The 18213-nt window shown below is 44.6% G+C and carries 10 protein-coding genes, 1 pseudogene and 1 riboswitch; of the genes and pseudogenes, 8 read left to right on the forward strand and 3 right to left on the reverse strand.

Annotation, left to right across the window (positions count from 1 at the left end; translation table 11 throughout):
* Nucleotides 1–113 precede the first annotated feature (113 nt).
* From BA724_RS10605 to BA724_RS10630, 7 genes and pseudogenes are all read left to right on the forward strand, one after another.
* On the forward strand, nucleotides 114–2270 hold the full coding sequence (locus tag BA724_RS10605) for a 5'-nucleotidase C-terminal domain-containing protein (protein ID WP_069938630.1): 2157 nt from the start codon (nucleotides 114–116) through the stop codon (nucleotides 2268–2270).
* Between the two features lie 161 nt (nucleotides 2271–2431).
* Entirely contained in the window at nucleotides 2432–3799 is a 1368-nt protein-coding gene (locus tag BA724_RS10610; protein ID WP_069938631.1) for an aspartate kinase, read from the forward strand.
* A 755-nt stretch (nucleotides 3800–4554) separates the two neighbouring features.
* Nucleotides 4555–4650: pseudogene (locus BA724_RS19245) on the forward strand (S-layer homology domain-containing protein); the annotation flags it as partial.
* A gap of 98 nt (nucleotides 4651–4748) precedes the next feature.
* Nucleotides 4749–4919, forward strand: a riboswitch (cobalamin riboswitch).
* A gap of 141 nt (nucleotides 4920–5060) precedes the next feature.
* Nucleotides 5061–7286 carry a ribonucleoside-diphosphate reductase subunit alpha gene (locus tag BA724_RS10615; RefSeq protein WP_069938632.1) on the forward strand — a complete coding sequence of 742 codons (2226 nt, stop codon included), beginning with the start codon at nucleotides 5061–5063 and terminating at the stop codon, nucleotides 7284–7286.
* Between the two features lie 12 nt (nucleotides 7287–7298).
* On the forward strand, nucleotides 7299–8339 hold the full coding sequence (locus BA724_RS10620) for a ribonucleotide-diphosphate reductase subunit beta (RefSeq protein ID WP_069938633.1): 1041 nt from the start codon (nucleotides 7299–7301) through the stop codon (nucleotides 8337–8339).
* Between the two features lie 166 nt (nucleotides 8340–8505).
* Nucleotides 8506–13494, forward strand: coding sequence for a lamin tail domain-containing metallophosphoesterase family protein (locus BA724_RS10625; RefSeq protein WP_069938634.1), 4989 nt, complete (start codon nucleotides 8506–8508; stop codon nucleotides 13492–13494).
* Nucleotides 13495–13547: 53 nt separating this feature from the next.
* Complete coding sequence (locus tag BA724_RS10630; protein WP_069938635.1) at nucleotides 13548–13823, forward strand: S-layer homology domain-containing protein; 276 nt, start codon at nucleotides 13548–13550, stop codon at nucleotides 13821–13823.
* A 35-nt stretch (nucleotides 13824–13858) separates the two neighbouring features.
* On the opposite strand, the gene BA724_RS19055 is transcribed toward BA724_RS10630, so the two are convergent.
* Entirely contained in the window at nucleotides 13859–13987 is a 129-nt protein-coding gene (locus BA724_RS19055; RefSeq protein WP_281182010.1) for a hypothetical protein, read from the reverse strand.
* Between the two features lie 131 nt (nucleotides 13988–14118).
* Here BA724_RS19055 and BA724_RS10635 point away from each other — a divergent pair, with 131 nt between their 5' ends.
* The gene (locus BA724_RS10635; RefSeq protein WP_069938636.1) at nucleotides 14119–14991 is read left to right on the forward strand and encodes a CvfB family protein; all 873 of its coding nucleotides are present in this window, start codon (nucleotides 14119–14121) and stop codon (nucleotides 14989–14991) included.
* Nucleotides 14992–15123: 132 nt separating this feature from the next.
* Here the strand turns inward: BA724_RS10635 and uraA are convergent, their stop codons facing one another.
* Nucleotides 15124–16386, reverse strand: a complete 1263-nt coding sequence (gene uraA, locus BA724_RS10640; RefSeq protein ID WP_069938637.1) for a uracil permease — start codon at nucleotides 16384–16386, stop codon at nucleotides 15124–15126.
* Between the two features lie 105 nt (nucleotides 16387–16491).
* Nucleotides 16492–17832: a trypsin-like peptidase domain-containing protein gene (locus tag BA724_RS10645; protein ID WP_069938638.1), complete on the reverse strand. Its 1341-nt coding sequence runs from the start codon at nucleotides 17830–17832 to the stop codon at nucleotides 16492–16494.
* Nucleotides 17833–18213 lie beyond the last annotated feature (381 nt).

Raw genomic sequence — 18213 nt, forward strand, 5'->3', positions numbered from 1 at the left:
AACAATTTGTATGAATTTTTTAAATTTTTTGTAACTTAATTGTCAAGATATTTAAAATCAATTAAACTTATCAATACATATTCACGAATTATAGCATGTAAGGAGGAGTTTTATTGAAATCTTATTCCAAATTTGTTACCGCATCTGCCACCGCCGCACTGTCAATATCAGCTGGAAGTGTTTATGCTGAATCGCCATTTGAAGATGTCTCCAAAAATTACGAAGAAGCGGTTCAATTTCTTGCAGACAATGATATTTCCAAAGGAATGGGCAACGGGCTGTTCGGTACATATGAATCTATTAAACGCGTTGATGCCGCCATTCAGCTAGCCCGTGCACTCGGTTTTGATGCGAAAGATACATATGAAGATGCCGGATTTACAGATGTGCCCGCACGAGGAGAATGGGCAGTAAATGCGCTCGTAGAAGCAGGCATTGCCTCCGGAAAGTCATCAAAAAAGTTCGGGTCCAATGATTTGATCGCCCGTGTAGAAGCAGCAAAATGGCTTGCGCTTGGTTATGAACTGACCATTGATTTTGAGACAACAAAAACAAGTTTTGCAGACGTAAATAAAAATTGGGCTCCTTACGTGGATGCGCTTCAAAAGTCCGGAATGGCTGCCGGCAAAAGTCCGTCACGCTTTGGTGCAGGGGATTCATTATTCCGTGGTGAGTGGGCATTGTTTTTACATCGCGGGGCGCAGATTCCAGATGGTTTCGAGTTATCAATCATTCATACAAACGATACACACGCGCATATCGAGAATGTTGCCCGTAAAGCAACTGTTATTGAAGCACTCCGTGAAGAAAACCCGTCTTCACTATTGGTGGACGCCGGAGATGTGTTCTCAGGCACACTTTATTTCAATGAATTTAAGGGACAGGCGGATCTTGAATTTATGAATCTTCTTGGCTACGATGCGATGACATTTGGCAACCATGAGTTTGATCTTGGCACGGAGCCTCTTGCTGAATTTATTAAAAATGCAAGGTTTCCATTTGTGTCCGCAAACGTAAATGCATCCTCTGACTCACATCTTTCTTCTTTGATGAATGAAACGGTGACAGACGCGCCGATGGATGGAAAAGTATACAATGGTATTATTAAAGAAGTGGACGGAGAGAAAGTCGGCATTTTCGGTTTAACAACGGCAGAAACAAAAACGATTTCGTCCCCTGGAGACGGCGTTGTATTTGAAAACTATATTGAAGAAGCGGAAAAAGCGGTTTCTTCTTTTGAAGCGGAAGGCGTCAGCAAGATTGTGGCACTTTCTCATATTGGCTTCCAGGATGGCGGCGGTGATAATGATGTAACCCTTGCGAAAGAAGTAGAAGGCATTGATGTAATCGTCGGCGGCCATTCGCATGATCAATTGGACGAACCGTATATCGATGAAACAGGCGACGAGCCGACCATCATTGTCCAGGCAAATGAATACAATAAATTTGTCGGTACACTGGATGTTATCTTTGATGAAGATGGACTGGTAATAGAATATGCGGGTGGGCTGATTAAAGTAGATGAGCAAAATGAAGACGACACGTATGTCTTTGAAGAAAATGAAGAAGTGAAAAACATTTTAGCCACGAAATATACACCAGCCATTGATAAGATGAAAGCAAAAGTTGTTGGTTCGGCATCTGCCGCGCTTGATGGGGAACGTGCGAGTGTCCGGACGAAAGAAACGGATCTTGGCAACTTAATAACGGATGCAATGCTTGCAAAAGCGAAAACAATTGATGCGGAAACTGTGATTGCGCTTCAAAACGGTGGCGGCATCCGCGCTTCCATCGACGCGGGCGATATTACAATGGAAGAAGTATTGACAGTGATGCCGTTCGGCAATGCACTTGCCATCATGGATTTAACAGGCGCTGAAATCAAAGCAGCGCTTGAGCACAGTGTCAGCGCCGATCTTGATCCGGAAACCAATACGCTTTCACAAAATGGGGCATTCCTGCAAGTAGCCGGCTTAAAATTTACGTATGATTCATCAAAAACAGCGGGCGCCCGTGTGACGTCCGTTGAAGTAAAGGAAGGCGGCACATATAAAGTGCTCGATGCAGCGAAAACATATGCCGTTGCGACAAACGCATTTACCGCAAAAGGCGGCGACAATTATGAGGTGTTTAAAACAGCGTATGAAGAAGGCCGTGTGAGTGAGCCTGGTTTCGTAGATTGGGAAACATTCACAGAGTATTTAGCAGCAAATCCGCAAGTGGATGCGTCGGTTGAAGGACGTATTACCGATACAAAATTGCCGCAGTAATCTTTCATAAAATCGGTCGGGCAGAGGAATATGCCCGACCGGTTTTTCTGTTTTGGTGACGAAATTCTGATAATTTCTTCTTTTTTCATATAAACGGTGGTATAATTTTTGGGATAAAGCGCATTTCATCTAAGAATGTAAACAAGCAAGGAGTGGCAGAAATGATCGTATGTAAATTTGGCGGCACGTCAGTTGCCAGCGCCGAACAGATTAAGAAAGTAGCATCTATTGTAAAAGATGAACCGAAGCGAAAAGCGGTTGTCGTATCGGCACCAGGTAAACGTTTCGGCGACGATATAAAAGTAACAGACTTATTAATCGCTCTTGCTCATGCATCTCTGCAGGATCAGAATGCGGAAGACGAATTAAATGCGGTTGTGGATCGTTATGCGGACATCGCAAAAGGGCTTGATCTGGACGGGACAATTGTAAACGTCATTGAGCAGGACTTACGCGGCCGCCTCCAGGAAAACCGTGATAACCCTCCGCTGTTTATGGATCAGCTGAAAGCGAGCGGAGAAGATAATAATGCAAAATTGATCGCTGCATATTTTACAAGTATCGGGTTGGATGCGGAATATGTGAATCCAAAAGAAGCAGGACTGATCGTCAGCGACGAGCCCGGCCGTGCGCGTGCACTTCCGGAAGCATATGAAAACTTGGCGAAGCTGCGTGAGAATGGGAAGATTGTTGTGTTTCCAGGCTTTTTTGGCTATACAAAAGAAGGTGTTATGATGACATTTGCCCGGGGAGGTTCTGACATCACCGGCTCCATTTTAGCGGCTGCCTTAAAAGCAGAGCTATATGAAAACTTTACAGATGTGGATTCTGTTTTTGCGGCGAATCCAAACGTTGTGGACAATCCGGCAGAAATTAAGCGGATGACGTATCGTGAAATGCGCGAATTGTCGTATGCGGGCTTCTCTGTTTTCCATGATGAAGCATTAATGCCGGCATTCCAGCATTCGGTTCCTGTCTGCATTAAAAACACAAACAATCCTTCCGCGCCTGGCACAATGATTGTAGCTGAACGTGAATACACAAAAAGCCCAGTTATTGGTATCGCGGCAGATGACGGGTTCTCGACATTATATGTCAGCAAATACTTGATGAACCGCGAGATCGGTTTTGGCCGGCGCCTTCTGCAAATTTTGGAAGAAGAAGAAGTATCTTATGAGCATACACCGTCCGGCATTGATGATTTGTCGGTGATTGTACGCAGCCACCAGCTCACACCGGAAAAAGAAGAGCGTATTTTAGCGCGCTTCCGTGACGAACTTCATGTTGATAAAGCAAACGTAGAACATGGTTTTGCGATGATCGTGCTTGTCGGTGAAGGCATGCACAATACGCTTGGTCTTTCTGCACGCGCGACAGCAGCAATTTCCCGTGTTGGGGCAAACATTGAAATGATCAACCAAGGCTCATCAGAAGTCAGCCTTGTGTTCGGCATTCAGGCAAAGGACACAGATAACGTCCTGCGTGAGCTGTACAAAGAATTTTTCAGCAAAAGTGCTGTTCTTCAATAGAATGAATTAGAAAAACCGCAGCCTCAAAGAGCTGCGGTTTTCGTCGTTGTTTGAAAAGGAGATGGCCCAAAAGCTTATTATCCATTGGATATGCTGGCTTATTATGAGCTAGCGCCGATATATTTCTGATTGCGCCGAAAAAATATGTGCCAACGCCGGAAAAACCCATTTTCTGGCGTTAAAGCCTAGTATTTCAGCTTTATTCTTCTTATTTCGGCGTTAGCGTGAAAGAGTGAATAGTAAAAGGCTGTCCTCAAAATCCGGATGTACCTGATTTATGGGACAGCCCTTTTAATATTAAATTATTTTAGTTTATCCAGAATACTTTTACCGGACATGCGCGTTCTGTGGGAATCACTGTATGATTTCCGCAAGGTGTTTGTCCCCATGCGATTTTTTACTTTCGGGTAAACGATTGGAGCGATAATGGCACCGTACTTGATCAACTTTTTCAAATTCATATTGGTCATCTCCGTTCTAAATTCTTCATAGTAAATCTTATACCCGTGTTCAAAAAAAACAAAACATTAGAAGTAGTATACCACAACTTTATAAAATATTTCCAACAACAAGACGTTTGCAATACTGCAATGATAAAATAGCTAGAAAATTTAACCGAAAAAGAGGGGTAAAAGGAAGGCGAAAAAAGTACAGGTATGGCTGTTCGCCTTGTTTTTGTTTGTCTCGTCCGTCCTGACACCTCAGACAGAGGGAGCAGGGGGAGTCGATTATACAGCACTTGGTGATTCGATTGCGGCGGGACAAACTCCATGTTTTATCCGGGAAGAAGCATTACCCGGGCTGAATTTGCTATTTCAATGTATAATTTTTTACAGAGGACTTATCAATAAGCGTGTTAAAATCCGTAAAGAAAACTTTACGGTTTATTTTAACTGTACATCTTTAATACAATATGTTAGTATTTACAAGGTATTTAAACACAATATATAGTATGTGATGAAAAGCAGGTACCAGCAATGGTGTAAAAGGGAATCCGGTTCAATTCCGGAGCTGTCCCCGCAACTGTAAGTGCAGACGAATGCCAGGCCACTGTGAAAACGGGAAGGCGGCAGGAGGATGACGCACGAGCCAGGAGACCTGCCTGCTTTTCTTTAAGCGACACTTTCTTCGGGGGTTGAGAGGTGGAAGCGGCGAAATTCTGCCTGTTTCCTCATTTTACCCATTCAGAGCGATGACTCAGCCGAAGAGGCTTGAGCCATCGCTCTTTTTATTTTGCTTACATAAAAAGGAGGAACACTACATGACAATTACGACTATTTCAGGAATTGATCAACTCTTACATACGCTGCAGCACGAATTCGGCGAGGGAAAAATCGGCCCGCTATTAAAAGTGAGCGAGCGCTGGACGGCAAAACGTCCGGATGCCGGCATGGACGAATGGTCAAAAGCGATGACGCTCGAAGCGCTCAGCTTTATGGACGAGGAAGAGCCGTATTGGACGTTTGTCGCGGCTCGGATTTATTTGCAGCAAATATACCGGGCGATTGCGGCGAAAAGAGGCGTGAATGCTGAGCATGTTTATACAGACTTTGCCGGGCACATTTACCGTGAGACAGAAAAAGGGCTTTATGATGAACGCCTGATCGGAGCATATACGAAAGAAGAGCTTCAAGAAATCGGCAAGCTCATTGAACCGGAACGAGATCAACTTTTTACATATATAGGACTGAAAATGCTGGTGGACCGCTACGTCGTCCGTGATTTTGACAAAACACCGGTAGAACTTCCGCAGGAACGCTGGCTTACGATCGCCATGACCCTTATGCAAAACGAAAAAGAAAACCGCCTGGCGAAAATTGCCGAATCATACTGGGCAATGAGTAATCTGTATATGACGGTTGCGACACCGACCTTGTCGAATGCCGGCAAACCGTATGGACAGCTTTCGAGCTGTTTTATCGACACTGTTGACGACAGTTTACAGGGGATTTACGACAGCAATACGGATGTTGCGACCTTATCGAAATACGGCGGAGGCATCGGTGTGTATATGGGCAAAGTCCGCAGCCGGGGCTCGTCTATCCGTGGGTTTAAAGGCGCGTCAAGCGGCGTTATGCCATGGATTAAGCAGCTGAACAACACAGCGGTCAGCGTCGACCAGCTTGGCCAGCGCCAGGGCGCTGTGGCAGTCTATTTGGATGTTTGGCATAAAGATGTATTCGCCTTTTTAGACTTGAAACTAAATAATGGTGATGAACGTCTTCGGGCACATGATATTTTCACAGGGGTCTGCCTGCCGGATTTGTTTATGGAGCAGGTTGATGCGCGCGGCGAATGGCATTTATTTGACCCGCATGAAGTGCGCACAGTTATGGGCTTTTCGCTGGAAGACTTTTATGACGAAGCGCGTGGAAAGGGTTCGTTCCGTGAAAAATATGAGCAGTGTGTACAAAACGAGCAGCTTTCCCGTGAAACGGTGCAGGCGATTGATATTATGAAGCGGATTATGCGCTCGCAGCTTGAAACCGGTGTGCCGTTTATGTTTTACCGTGACGAAGTAAACCGAAGCAACCCGAATAAACATGAAGGGATGATTTATTCGAGTAATTTGTGTACCGAAATTTTTCAAAATATGAGTGCGACTGAATTCGAATCAGTTCAGCTTGAAGGCGATATGATCGTCACACGCAAAAAGCCGGGCGACTTTGTTGTGTGCAACTTGTCATCAATTAACCTTGGTAAAGCGGTGCCGGCGGATGTACTTGATCGATTAATCCGCGTGCAGGTGCGCATGCTTGATAACGTTATTGACTTAAACATGATTCCGGTTCCGCAGGCGGAGCGGACGAACAGCCGATACCGCGGCATTGGGCTTGGCACATTCGGCTGGCATCATCTGCTCGCGCTGAAAAACATTCGCTGGGAAGCGGATGAAGCGGTTAAGTATGCAGACGAGCTGTACGAAACCATCGCCCGCTTGACGATTCAGGCATCAATGGAACTGGCCCAAGAAAAAGGGGCGTACCCTTTATTTGACGGATCAGACTGGCAGACAGGCGCTTATTTTGACAAGCGCGGCTACGAGGGAGCAGAATGGGATTCATTGCGTGAGGACGTACAGAAAAACGGCATGCGTAACGGCTATTTAATGGCGGTCGCGCCGAACTCGTCAACATCGATTATTGCCGGCAGCACCGCAAGCATCGATCCGATTTTCCAAAAAAGCTATTCCGAAGAAAAGAAAGATTACAAAATTCCAGTAACGGTACCAGATTTAAATGCAGAAACAACATGGTACTACAAGTCGGCGTACTTTATCGACCAGCAGTGGACGCTGCGCCAGAACGCCGCACGCCAGCGCCATATTGACCAAGGTGTCTCGCTGAATTTATATGTGCAAAATACGATCAAAGCAAAAGAACTGCTCGATCTGCATCTAGCTGCGTGGAACCAGGGGCTAAAAACAACTTATTACGTCCGGTCTACATCTGTTGAATTACTAGAATGCGAATCTTGCTCGAGCTAAGGAGAGAATATCATGACACTGATTGAAAAACGAAAATTGATGGACAAAGAAGCGCCAAACCGCTCCACGGCGATTGTTAATGGCCGTTCATCTAACGTCTTAAATTGGGATGACGTGAAATTTGACTGGGCGTATCCAAAATACAAACGGATGCTTGGGAATTTCTGGACACCATTTGAAATTAATATGAGCAATGACGTGAAGCAGTTTCCGGGTCTTTCAACTAATGAACGCGAAGCCTTTTTAAAAACAATTGGCCTGCTGGCGCTTCTTGACAGCATTCAAACCGATTACGCTGGCAAAGTAGCCGATTATTTAACAGATTCCAGCCTGCAGGCGCTGATGATTATTTTGGCGCAGCAGGAAGTTATTCATAACCACAGCTATTCGTACGTGTTATCGAGCCTTGTGCCGAAAGACGAGCAGGATCGAGTGTTTGATTACTGGCGGAGTGAGCCGGTGCTGGAGAAACGAAATGATTTTGTGATGAAAGGATATGAATCATTCGCGGAGCAGCCCACGGTCGAAAACATGCTGGATTCGATTGTGTATGATGTTATTTTAGAAGGTTTATTCTTTTATTCTGGATTCGCGTTCTTTTATCATCTTGCACGTCATCAAAAGATGGTCGCTTCTAGTACGATGATTAACTATATTAATCGCGACGAGCAGCTTCACGTCGATTTGTTTGTGAAAATTTATCAGGAGCTGCTGAACGAATATCCAGAACTCGACACACCGGATCGTGCGGAAAAAGTGCAGGCGATTTTTAAAGAAGCGGCAGAACTCGAAATCGAATGGGCCCGTGATATTATTGGGGATAAAATTGAGGGACTGGATGTTGAGGACTTGGAGGCATACATTTATTTCTATGCTAACGTACGCTGTCAGCAGCTCGGCTATGAAAAGCCATATCCGGACTACCGGAAAAATCCGCTTAAATGGATTAAGGCGTACGAGGACGTAGACCTTGGCAAAACGGACTTTTTCGAGCAGCGGTCTCGTCAGTATGTGAAGGTAAATGTACAGGATAATGGGTTTGATGAATTATAAGGACTAACACGAAAGAGACTTTTGTCAGTAAGATTAGACAATAGTCTCTTTTTTCTTTACAAATAATTTCATTTATTTACATTATTTTTACACGCTATTTACATTATCCGTACATTCATTCGCTAAACTGGCACAGAAAACTTAATTAGAGGAGGAATGACTGTACATGCACAGAAAACACTTTTATTCATTGGTACTCGCAAGCAGCTTATCAGTTTCTTCACTTATAGCGCCAACACCGTTTGCTTCAGCAGAAGAAGCGCCTGCTGCGCAAATGGTGTTGGCGCCACCGATCATGATTACGGAAATACTGCCAAACAGCAGCAATGTCGATAAATCAGATGCGTACGAATTCATTGAGCTGTACAACAACAGCAGCCAGCCGTTCCAGTTGAAAGATTACAAGCTTGTATACGGATATCCGGACGGAAAAACAGCAGACTGGACATTTCAAGAAGATAAAGAGATCGCACCAGGCGAAACAATGGTCGTTTGGATTAAGCTTGAAAATAAAGCGAATGAGTCCATCACATTGGCTGAATTCAATACAGAATTTGGCGCTTCATTAACAGATTCACAGTTTACATACATAGAATCTGCCGGAATGGCAAATACGTCAGAGAGAAGCCTTTCCGTAGCAGATACAGCGGGTAATGTCTTGTCAACGTCTACTTATTTGCCCGGGGATGTAAGTGAAAACAAAGGTATTCAATATAAACCCAGTGCTGACGGCAAAACGACGGACATTTTAACGTCAGCGGATTCGGCAACGCCTGGCACGTTAATCGAAGGGCAGAAACCGGAAGCGCCGGCTGAATTGGACGCAAAAGCCCCTGTGATTACTCACACACCGCTGGAATCCATTGAAGCCGGGAGTGATGTAACAATCCGTGCGTCTGTATCTGATGAAACGAAAATAAACAATGTCAAAGTGTTTTATCAGCTTACAGAAGAGGGAGCGTGGCTTGAAAAAGAGATGACAGCAGGAGAAGACGGTTCATATGAAGCGGTTATTGGTGTATCTGAACTTTTATCAGATGGAGTAACATACCGGATCGAAGCATTTGACGGTCAAAACACGGCCAAAACAGAGGATTTTCTTGTTGCGGTGAGCGGACTGGATTATGATTCCCAAGCTGTGCCTGCATTGCTTGTGACAGAACTTGTACCGGACTCCACGAATGTAGGCAGTTCAGATGGGTACGAATTTATTGAAGTGTATAACAACACAGATAAAGAGATTAATTTAAAAGATTATGCGCTCCGCTACCGATATCCGGCAGAGGGACCGGAAGCTGACCTGGTTTGGAAAGCGGAAAAAGAAGATATTATGCTGCCGGCGGGCGAAACCATCACGTATTGGATCATAAATGCTGCAAACCGAGATAAAACAGTGGCTGATTTCAACAGCCACTATGGGACAGATTTACAAGAGAATATAGATATTGTAAAAGTTTATTCGGGTGGTATGGCAAATGACAGCTCCCGTGGCGTCGCAATTGCAACGAACACCGGTGTCGACGTCTCGGCCGCTTACTATTTCGACCAGCCGAATGTCGATGATTCAGCCGCAAACAAAGGTATTTTTTATGCGTTTCCGCGTCAAGCAGACAGCAAAGATATGCGGAAATACAGCGCTGCTAAGGAAAATGCGACACCGGGGGCAGTAGCTTCCGTGCAGGTGCCGGCTGTTAAGAAGAAAACGACAGTAGATGAACAAGCGCCTGTTTTGACAGATATGACAGAAACAGCACCTGTATCAGCGCGCCAAAATGTAAAATTAACGTTTGACGCCTCTGACGACCAGTCTGTTAAAACAATGCGTTTATATTACAAAACAAAAGAAGCGGATGAGTACACGGCCGTTGATTTGGTCGAAAATTATGATACTGGCTTGTATTCCCATACTGTCTATTCTCCTGAATTGCTTGGCAAAGAAGGCGTGCAATACTTTGTCAAAGCATCTGATGGAACGAGTGAGATTGAAACAGAAGTGAAAGACATTTCGGTTTTAAATGACACGACTGAGAAAACAGGATTGAACGTAGAAGATGGATCGATTTTAAGCAAAATAGCAACGATTAAATCGTTTGGCAGAGATTCAACCTTATTAATTGACGAACAAGATGTAACAAACGAAACGATTCCGTCATTGCCAACGAATGCTTATTTTGCATTTGATGTGAAAAAAGCCAACTTGTATTTCAAAAACGGTGTGACGATTGGCGAAGAAACACTGCATATTTTTGATGATACGATTAACACGTACGAAACGATGACAGTGCCGGTTGATCCGTCGAAGTTTAAAATGGGTGAAGGAACGACCATGTCGATCCGCGCAGGGACGAAAGTATCACCTTTTGATACAAATTCAGAAGAAAATCGTGATGATTTTTATGTCAAAAATGTGCGCCTCGTGCTTGAAGACGGAACAACGATTTATGATGCGTCATACAACGATGCGGCGAAAGAAATTTCAATTGGAGACGGAGGCAGTGCCAAGCCTGTTGTTGATTTCACGTTTAACCTGCCGGATGAAGCATTTACAGCGAAATCATATCAATGGGATACGACAAAAAAAGCTGACGGCAATTATTCAATTAAAGCAGAAGGCTCAGCGTCTGCCATTGCCGAGGTTCAAGTTGACAATAGCGCACCCGTCATTACGCCATCTGTACAAGAAGGAGAACCATATAAAGGGGAATTTACCATTAATGCCGAAGTGGGAGATGACTCGGGTGTAGAAACTTTAACTGCGCTGCTGGATGGCGAAGAAGTGTCTCTTCCACTTGATACCTCGTCTGCCAAACTGTCACCGGGCGCTCACACCGTAGAGTTTACAGCGATGGACCAAGCCGGTAATGAAGCAAAACAAACCGTCACATTTACCGTAGTGGAGGAACAGCCATACGCACCGGAAGCTGCTTCACCAGCCGACGGAGAAAAGAATGTTAATCCGAACAACGCCAAGTTGCAGGTGAACGTAACCGACCCGACGAATGACACGCTGAATGTCGATTTTTACCGTGGATATGAATATACAGCAAATGATGCGGAAGTACGTGTGTTTGAAAACAATACCGATCAGGAACCGCCAAAAGAAATGGTTCCAACAGGAGAAAAAGTCGTTTCGAACACGGAAAAAATGGCCCAATCAGATGGAGAGTACGTGGAAACGAAGTCTGTCGATAAATTTCCATATCACCGCTTTGAAGTAGCTGTAGATGAAAAAGTAGATGAAACGGACGAAATTGCCCTGCATTGGGAAGGAAAGTCATTGATTGGCCGGAAAGTATCGATGTATGTATGGAACTATGCTTCGTCAAAGTGGGAATTGGAAGAGTGGAAAGTCGCGCAGGATGACAAAAATTTCACGCTGGCCGGTCAAGTAAGAGGAATGGATTACGTAAAAGATGAAAAAGTTCAGGTGATGGTTCAAGACGAAATCGCGTCAACACCTGAATTTGATTATTCGTTTATCTGGATGTCGGATACGCAATATTATTCAGAGAGCTATCCGCATATCTTTGAACGCATGACGAAATGGACAGCAGAACAAAAAGAGGCGATGAATCTAAAATATGTCTTCCATACTGGCGATCTCGTTGATGAAGCGGATCAGCCAATTCAGTGGGAGCGCGCAGATACGTATATGAAAACGCTGGATGATGCCCAAATTCCGTACGGCGTATTGGCTGGAAATCATGATGTTGGACATAAAACCGGGGATTATGATGAGTACAGCAAATATTTCGGTGAAGTGCGCTTTGCCCAAAAAGACTATTACGGAGAATCCTACAAAGACAATCGCGGTCATTATGACTTAATTAGTTCAAACGGCAACGATTTTATCATGCTGTATATGGGCTGGGGTGTAAACGAAGAAGATATCGCCTGGATGAATAAAGTACTGACGGAACATCCAGACCGAAAAGCAATTATCAGTCTCCATGAATATTTGCTTGTGTCTGGCAACAGAAGCCCGATCGGTGATCAAGTATTTGAAGATGTCGTGAAGCAAAATGAAAATGTCATTGCGGTGTTATCCGGCCATTACCATGACAGCGAAACACTCATTGACGAAATTGATGATGACGGAGACGGGACAGCCGACCGGAAAGTATACCAGATGCTTGCGGACTATCAGGGTGGTCCAGAAGGCGGCCAGGGCTTCTTGCGGATGATGAAAGTGAATCCAGTTGACAATAAAATTCACATGCAAACGTACTCGCCATATTTGGATCAGTATAATTATTACAGTCCGGTCGACTATCCAGGGAAAGATGAGTTTGCCATTGATGTCGATTTGACGCCAAAAGAAAAAGTCGTAGCGACGGATTCATTTAACGCGGAAGTGTATACGGATGAAAAAATTGGATCGCAGACAGGCATAAAAGATGGCGAAATGGCAGAGGCGTCTTGGAGAAACCTTGAACGTTCTACCGACCATGGCTGGTACGTGAAAGTAAAAGACTCTTTTGGCGGAGACGTGCAATCTGATGTCTGGTCCTTTACAACAGGTTCACAAGGAAGTGGAAATGGAAACGGAGGCAGCACACCAGCACCAACTCTACCGCCGGTTATACCACCAGTGGGTGAAGGCCCAATTATTGATGTGACGGACGAGATGATTGAAAAAGGCGAAGAGTCATGGACATTGACATCGGATCAGGAAAGCATCGAATGGGTACTGCCGAAAACAGTAATTGATGCGGCCGTACAATCAGCGAAGCCGCTTCAAATGCAAACAGTTGAAGGACACAGCGTGCTTATTTCGCCAGAGGTACTTGTCCAAATGCAAAAGTCAGGCGAGGAAAAAGTATCTATCCAAATGAACGTATTGGACAAAAAAGCCGCTTCATTGCCGCCTGGACAAGTGCATAGCAGCGTAATGGATATAACGATCAAAGCAGGCGAAACAGATATTGCGTCGCTGGATGCGCCAGTCGAATTGCGTTTTAAATTAGAAGGAAAGATAAAAGCAGAAAAAACAACCGGTGCTTTTTATAATGGAGCAACGAAGCGGTGGGAGTATGCAGGTGGCTACGAGGAAAATGGCTATTGGGTTATTCCGGTTTCTTGCTTGTCAATTTTTACGATTATGTCAGCCCAAGCCGCATTTGTCGATACAAAAGGCCACTGGGCAAAAAATTGAAATTGAATCAATCGCTTCAAGGCTGATTAAAAGTGGGGAAATAGAAAGTATGTTTGCACCAGAGCGAAAACTCACTTGTGCTGCTTGTACGTGTCCTGCAAGTCCCTTTACACGAGTATGAGGGAACATTTGCAGACGTTCAACAGTCTGAAAAGTGGGCGGCAAGGCAAATTGAAGCAGTGAACTGGGCTGGAATTGTCTTTGGGAACAATGAACAGTTTGATCCAGATGCAGGCATTACACGCGAACAAATGGCTGCTATGATGATTCGAGCAATTCAATTTTCGAATCCGGAGATGCATTATCATTTAATGAATAAAATGGAGTAATAAAAAACGCCGGGAGCTTTTCGCTCCGGCGTTTTTTATCTTGGACGGTATACTTTTGCTGCTTTTCGTTTGTTTAAATATTTTTTAACGATCGGGTAAACAACCGGACCGTATTTCATAGCCATTTTCATTAGATTTTTGAAGCCGCCTGATGAACGCGCCATATTTTTTCTCACCTTTCCGTTTTCAGTTATGATTTATTACAAGTGTACCCGGCACTTTTGAATGTTAAACATTTGATCGGGAAAGCTGATATAATGAGAGGCAATGAGAACTTTGGAAAGGACGTGCGTGTATGGCTCTTCAAGCTGGAACAATCGCAACGCTGCATGTGAAAAATAGACAGGAATATGGCTGGTTTCTTGAGGATGAAGAAGAAGAGGCTGTATTGCTTCATAATAGTGAAGTGAGGGATGGATTTGAACCGAACGAGCCGGTTGAAGTCTTTTTGTATCAGGATCATGGCGGCCGGATGGCAGCAACAATGGACCGTCCGCTTATTACGCTCGGGGAATACGGATGGGTGGAAGTAGTCGGAGAAGAAATGAAGCTCGGCGTATTTGTCAATATCGGTATTTCAAAAGACGCGCTCGTGTCTGAAGATGACCTTCCATATAAATTCGAGGTGCGCCCGATTGAAGGGGACAAATTGTATTGCACGTTGAAACTCGATAAAAACGGCCGTTTGTTTGCGAAGCCGGCAACGGAAGAAAAGATTTGGGACATTGCGAAGCGGGCGAATAAAACGGATATGAACAAAGATTTTACTGGAATCGTCTACCGGACAGGCAAGGCAGGCACATGGATTATTACCGATGACATGCACCGGGCATTTTTGCATCCAACAGAACGGGAAGACGAACCGCGTGTCGGACAGACCGTTACAGGAAGAATTATTGATGTTCATGATGATGGTTCTGTGAACGTATCACTTTTAGGCCGCCGGACAGAGCGCCAAAAAGATGATGCGGAAAGCATTTATGATTATTTAATGATTCGCGGCGGCAAAATGCCTTATTGGGATAAAAGCCTGCCGGAAGAAATCGAAAAACGTTTTGGCATCAGCAAAGGCGCATTTAAACGGGCGCTCGGCAAGCTGATGAAAGAAGGGAAGGCATATCAGGAAGACGGCTGGACGTACGCCGGCGCAAAATCGGAAAGTGAATAAGCTGACCGGCGCCTCATTTTTTCGCGAGCAATTGTTTTCTTTCATGACCACATCCAGCTTTTCGTGAACAAATTCTGATAATCAATCGTAAACAAAAGGGACTTCGCCAGCAGGCAAAGTCCCTTTTGTTCATTAATCATTGTCATTGGATAAATTCAGCTTGGTAATAAGCGCAAAGAATAAGCTTAAGAAAATGGCAATAACCGTAGCGAGCGCCATGCCTTTTAGCTGCAGGTAGCCCCATGTGAATGTGGCACCTGACAAACCGATGACAAGCACAACAGTTGTCAAAATCATATTGGTTGTTTTGGAATAATCAACTTTTGTGTCAACGAGCATGCGAAGGCCGCTTGCTGCAATAATCCCGAACAAAAGCAGTGAAATGCCACCCATTACCGGCGTCGGAATTGTTGAAATCAAAGCTGCGAGTTTTCCGAAAAACGATAAAATGATCGCCATGACCGCCGCACCGCCGATGACCCAGACCGAGTACACTTTTGACAGAGCCAACACGCCAATGTTTTCGCCGTACGTCGTATTTGGTGTCGAGCCGACAAAGCCGGAAATGACCGTTGAAATACCGTTTCCGAATAAGGAAACACCAAGACCTGGCTTCTTCATAAGGTCACGGTCAACAATATTCTGGGTCACGACGAGGTGGCCGATATGCTCTGCAATTACGACAAGTGCGGCCGGTGCGATAATTGCGATGCTCGTCCAATTAAATTCAGGTGCATAAAATTGCGGGAGCGCGAACATTTCTGCTTCACGAACTGGTGTGAAATCCACCATTCCAAACATCGCTGCAATAATATAGCCGGCAACAATGCCGACGAGAATCGGAATGATTTTCAGGAAGCCGCGAAACATAACGTTGCCAATAATCGTAATACCAAGTGTCAGCATCGCCACGATAATTGTGTTGCGGTCAGGGGACCAATTTTCTGAACCATCTGAAATAATGCCTGCCATTTGTGCCGCAACCGGAACGAGTTCAAGCCCGATGACCGCAACGATGGCACCCATTGCAGCTGGTGGGAAGACAACATCAATCCAGCCGGTGCCGGCGACTTTAATAATGCCGGAAACAAGGATGAAAATAAGGCCAACGACGATAAATCCTCCAAGCGCCTGATTATAGCTGCCATCAGCGAGCACTAAAAAGACGGGGGATAAAAAGGCAAAACTTGACCCGAGATAAGCCGGGATCTGCCCTTTACAAAGAAAAATGTACAAAAGCGTGCCGATGCCGTTCATTAATAAAATCGTGGCAGGATTGACACCAAATAAAACCGGAACAAGAACAGTAGACCCGAACATAGCAAATAAATGCTGCAAACTAAGCGGGATCAGTGCCGGAATCGGCGGCCGCTCGTCAACTTGATAGGTACGCAAATTATCTTCCTCCTAAATGACACACAAATTGTAGTCATTATACTTCAAAAATGAACATCTGACTACACAAAAAAACAGAACCTAACAGGCAGGTTCTGTTTAAAATTATTGCATCATTAAAATTTCTTCCAAGTCCCACTCATTAATTACGCCATCCATGTTCACGTCTTCCGTTACGTCAAGCACATCAATCACACCATCTCCATTGATATCTTCAAGCACAGGAAACGGCTCATCTTCTACAAGCGGTTCTTCGACAATGGGCTCTTCATCGACAGCCGGCCATTCTTCAGCAGGTATCTCTTCAACGATTTCTTCCTCAGGAGGCATCTCCTCAATGATTTCTTCTTCAGGCTCAAAATAGGGAATGTCTTCTTCCGGCACTTCTTCAACGTAATCTTCTATTATAACGTCTTCTTCCACATCTTCTTCTACATACTTTTCTTCCTCGTACCACCAGTCTTCCGGAATGTCGTAGTAGTCATATGCTTTGTCCTCACTGTACTCTCCGCCGTCGAAATAAGCATCATCGTTCCAATATTCTTCAAAAAATAACAAGCCGTCTTCAGTGTAAAAAAGACTTGTTATTTCATCTTCAGAGAGCGGAGACGCGCTCCAATCATTTAGCATAGCCGCCACATCTTTGTAGGGAATGCTAAAGCCAATCGCTTCTTCTCCTGTTAATTTTGCTGAATTAATCGCAATGACACGGCCCGTGTTTTTCGACACGAGCGGGCCGCCGCTGCTTCCGGGTGCAATGGCTGCAGACGTTTGATAAATATTATCGTACGAATGTGGATCAATAATAAAGCTGCGATCCACTCCGGTAATGTAGCCAAATGTCGCCGTGTTTTCCAGTGCCAGTGGGCTGCCGAGCGCGATCACTTCATCACCGACTTGTGCTTTTTCACCTGTTTCGATATTCAGCGGCGAGCGGCCGGCGAAGTCCGGTACCCGAATTAGGGCAACATCTGTTTCGTTGGAATAGCCGATCACTGTGCCTTCATGTTCCACTCCATCTATGTCTTTCACGATCACATATACGGTTCCTTCGACAACGTGTGCATTGGTCGCTACATCGCCGTGGTCATTGATCAGGAATCCAGATCCTTGACCATAATCCGTAAAAACAGTAAATACATTTTGCTGGGTTACGGCGATAATATCGGTAAGTGCTTCTTGTTCACTCGCTGCGACTTCTTTTGGCGGCGCCACTGTCTTGCGGACAACGGCCTGCGCTTCTTGTTTTACCGGCTGCATCGCTCTTTGCGGTACGTCATCCTTGTTTACCAGATAATAAATAACACCGCCGAACCCAAGCGCAGTGATGAGGCATAAAAAACCAAGAAATTTAATGAATGAGAACGCTTTGCCGCTTTTTTTGCCACAGCCCGGACAGTAATGCGAACGGCTGCCTAGTTCTGTGCCGCATTTTGCACAAAACATGCTTAACACCTCCAATAGTTCTAGTTATTTCTCATTATATACCAACTTCCAAATGAGAAATAGACTCTTTTTGAAATGAAAGAAAGGGTTTTATGACGAACAGCCATTTTTGATGGCGAATAACAAAAAACTGCCCTACATTATACGAGACAGCCGGCCAGTCATGTTCCTTTTTTAAATGTCCTTTGAAAAAAGTCGTCTGTTTTACTTTGAATGACTTTGTTTAATAAAATTCATTTGGTTAAAAAAACGAATAAATGTAAGAAAATTTAACAAAATGTTCGTAAATAAAAACAATGCCTACATCAATGATTGTAAGCGGTATCGACGAGGAATTTATTCGGAAATCCAAGAGAGGTACCCTTGATTAGTACGGCGTGT

The organism is Domibacillus iocasae (genome assembly GCF_001750285.1).
Lineage (GTDB): Bacteria > Bacillota > Bacilli > Bacillales > Domibacillaceae > Domibacillus > Domibacillus iocasae.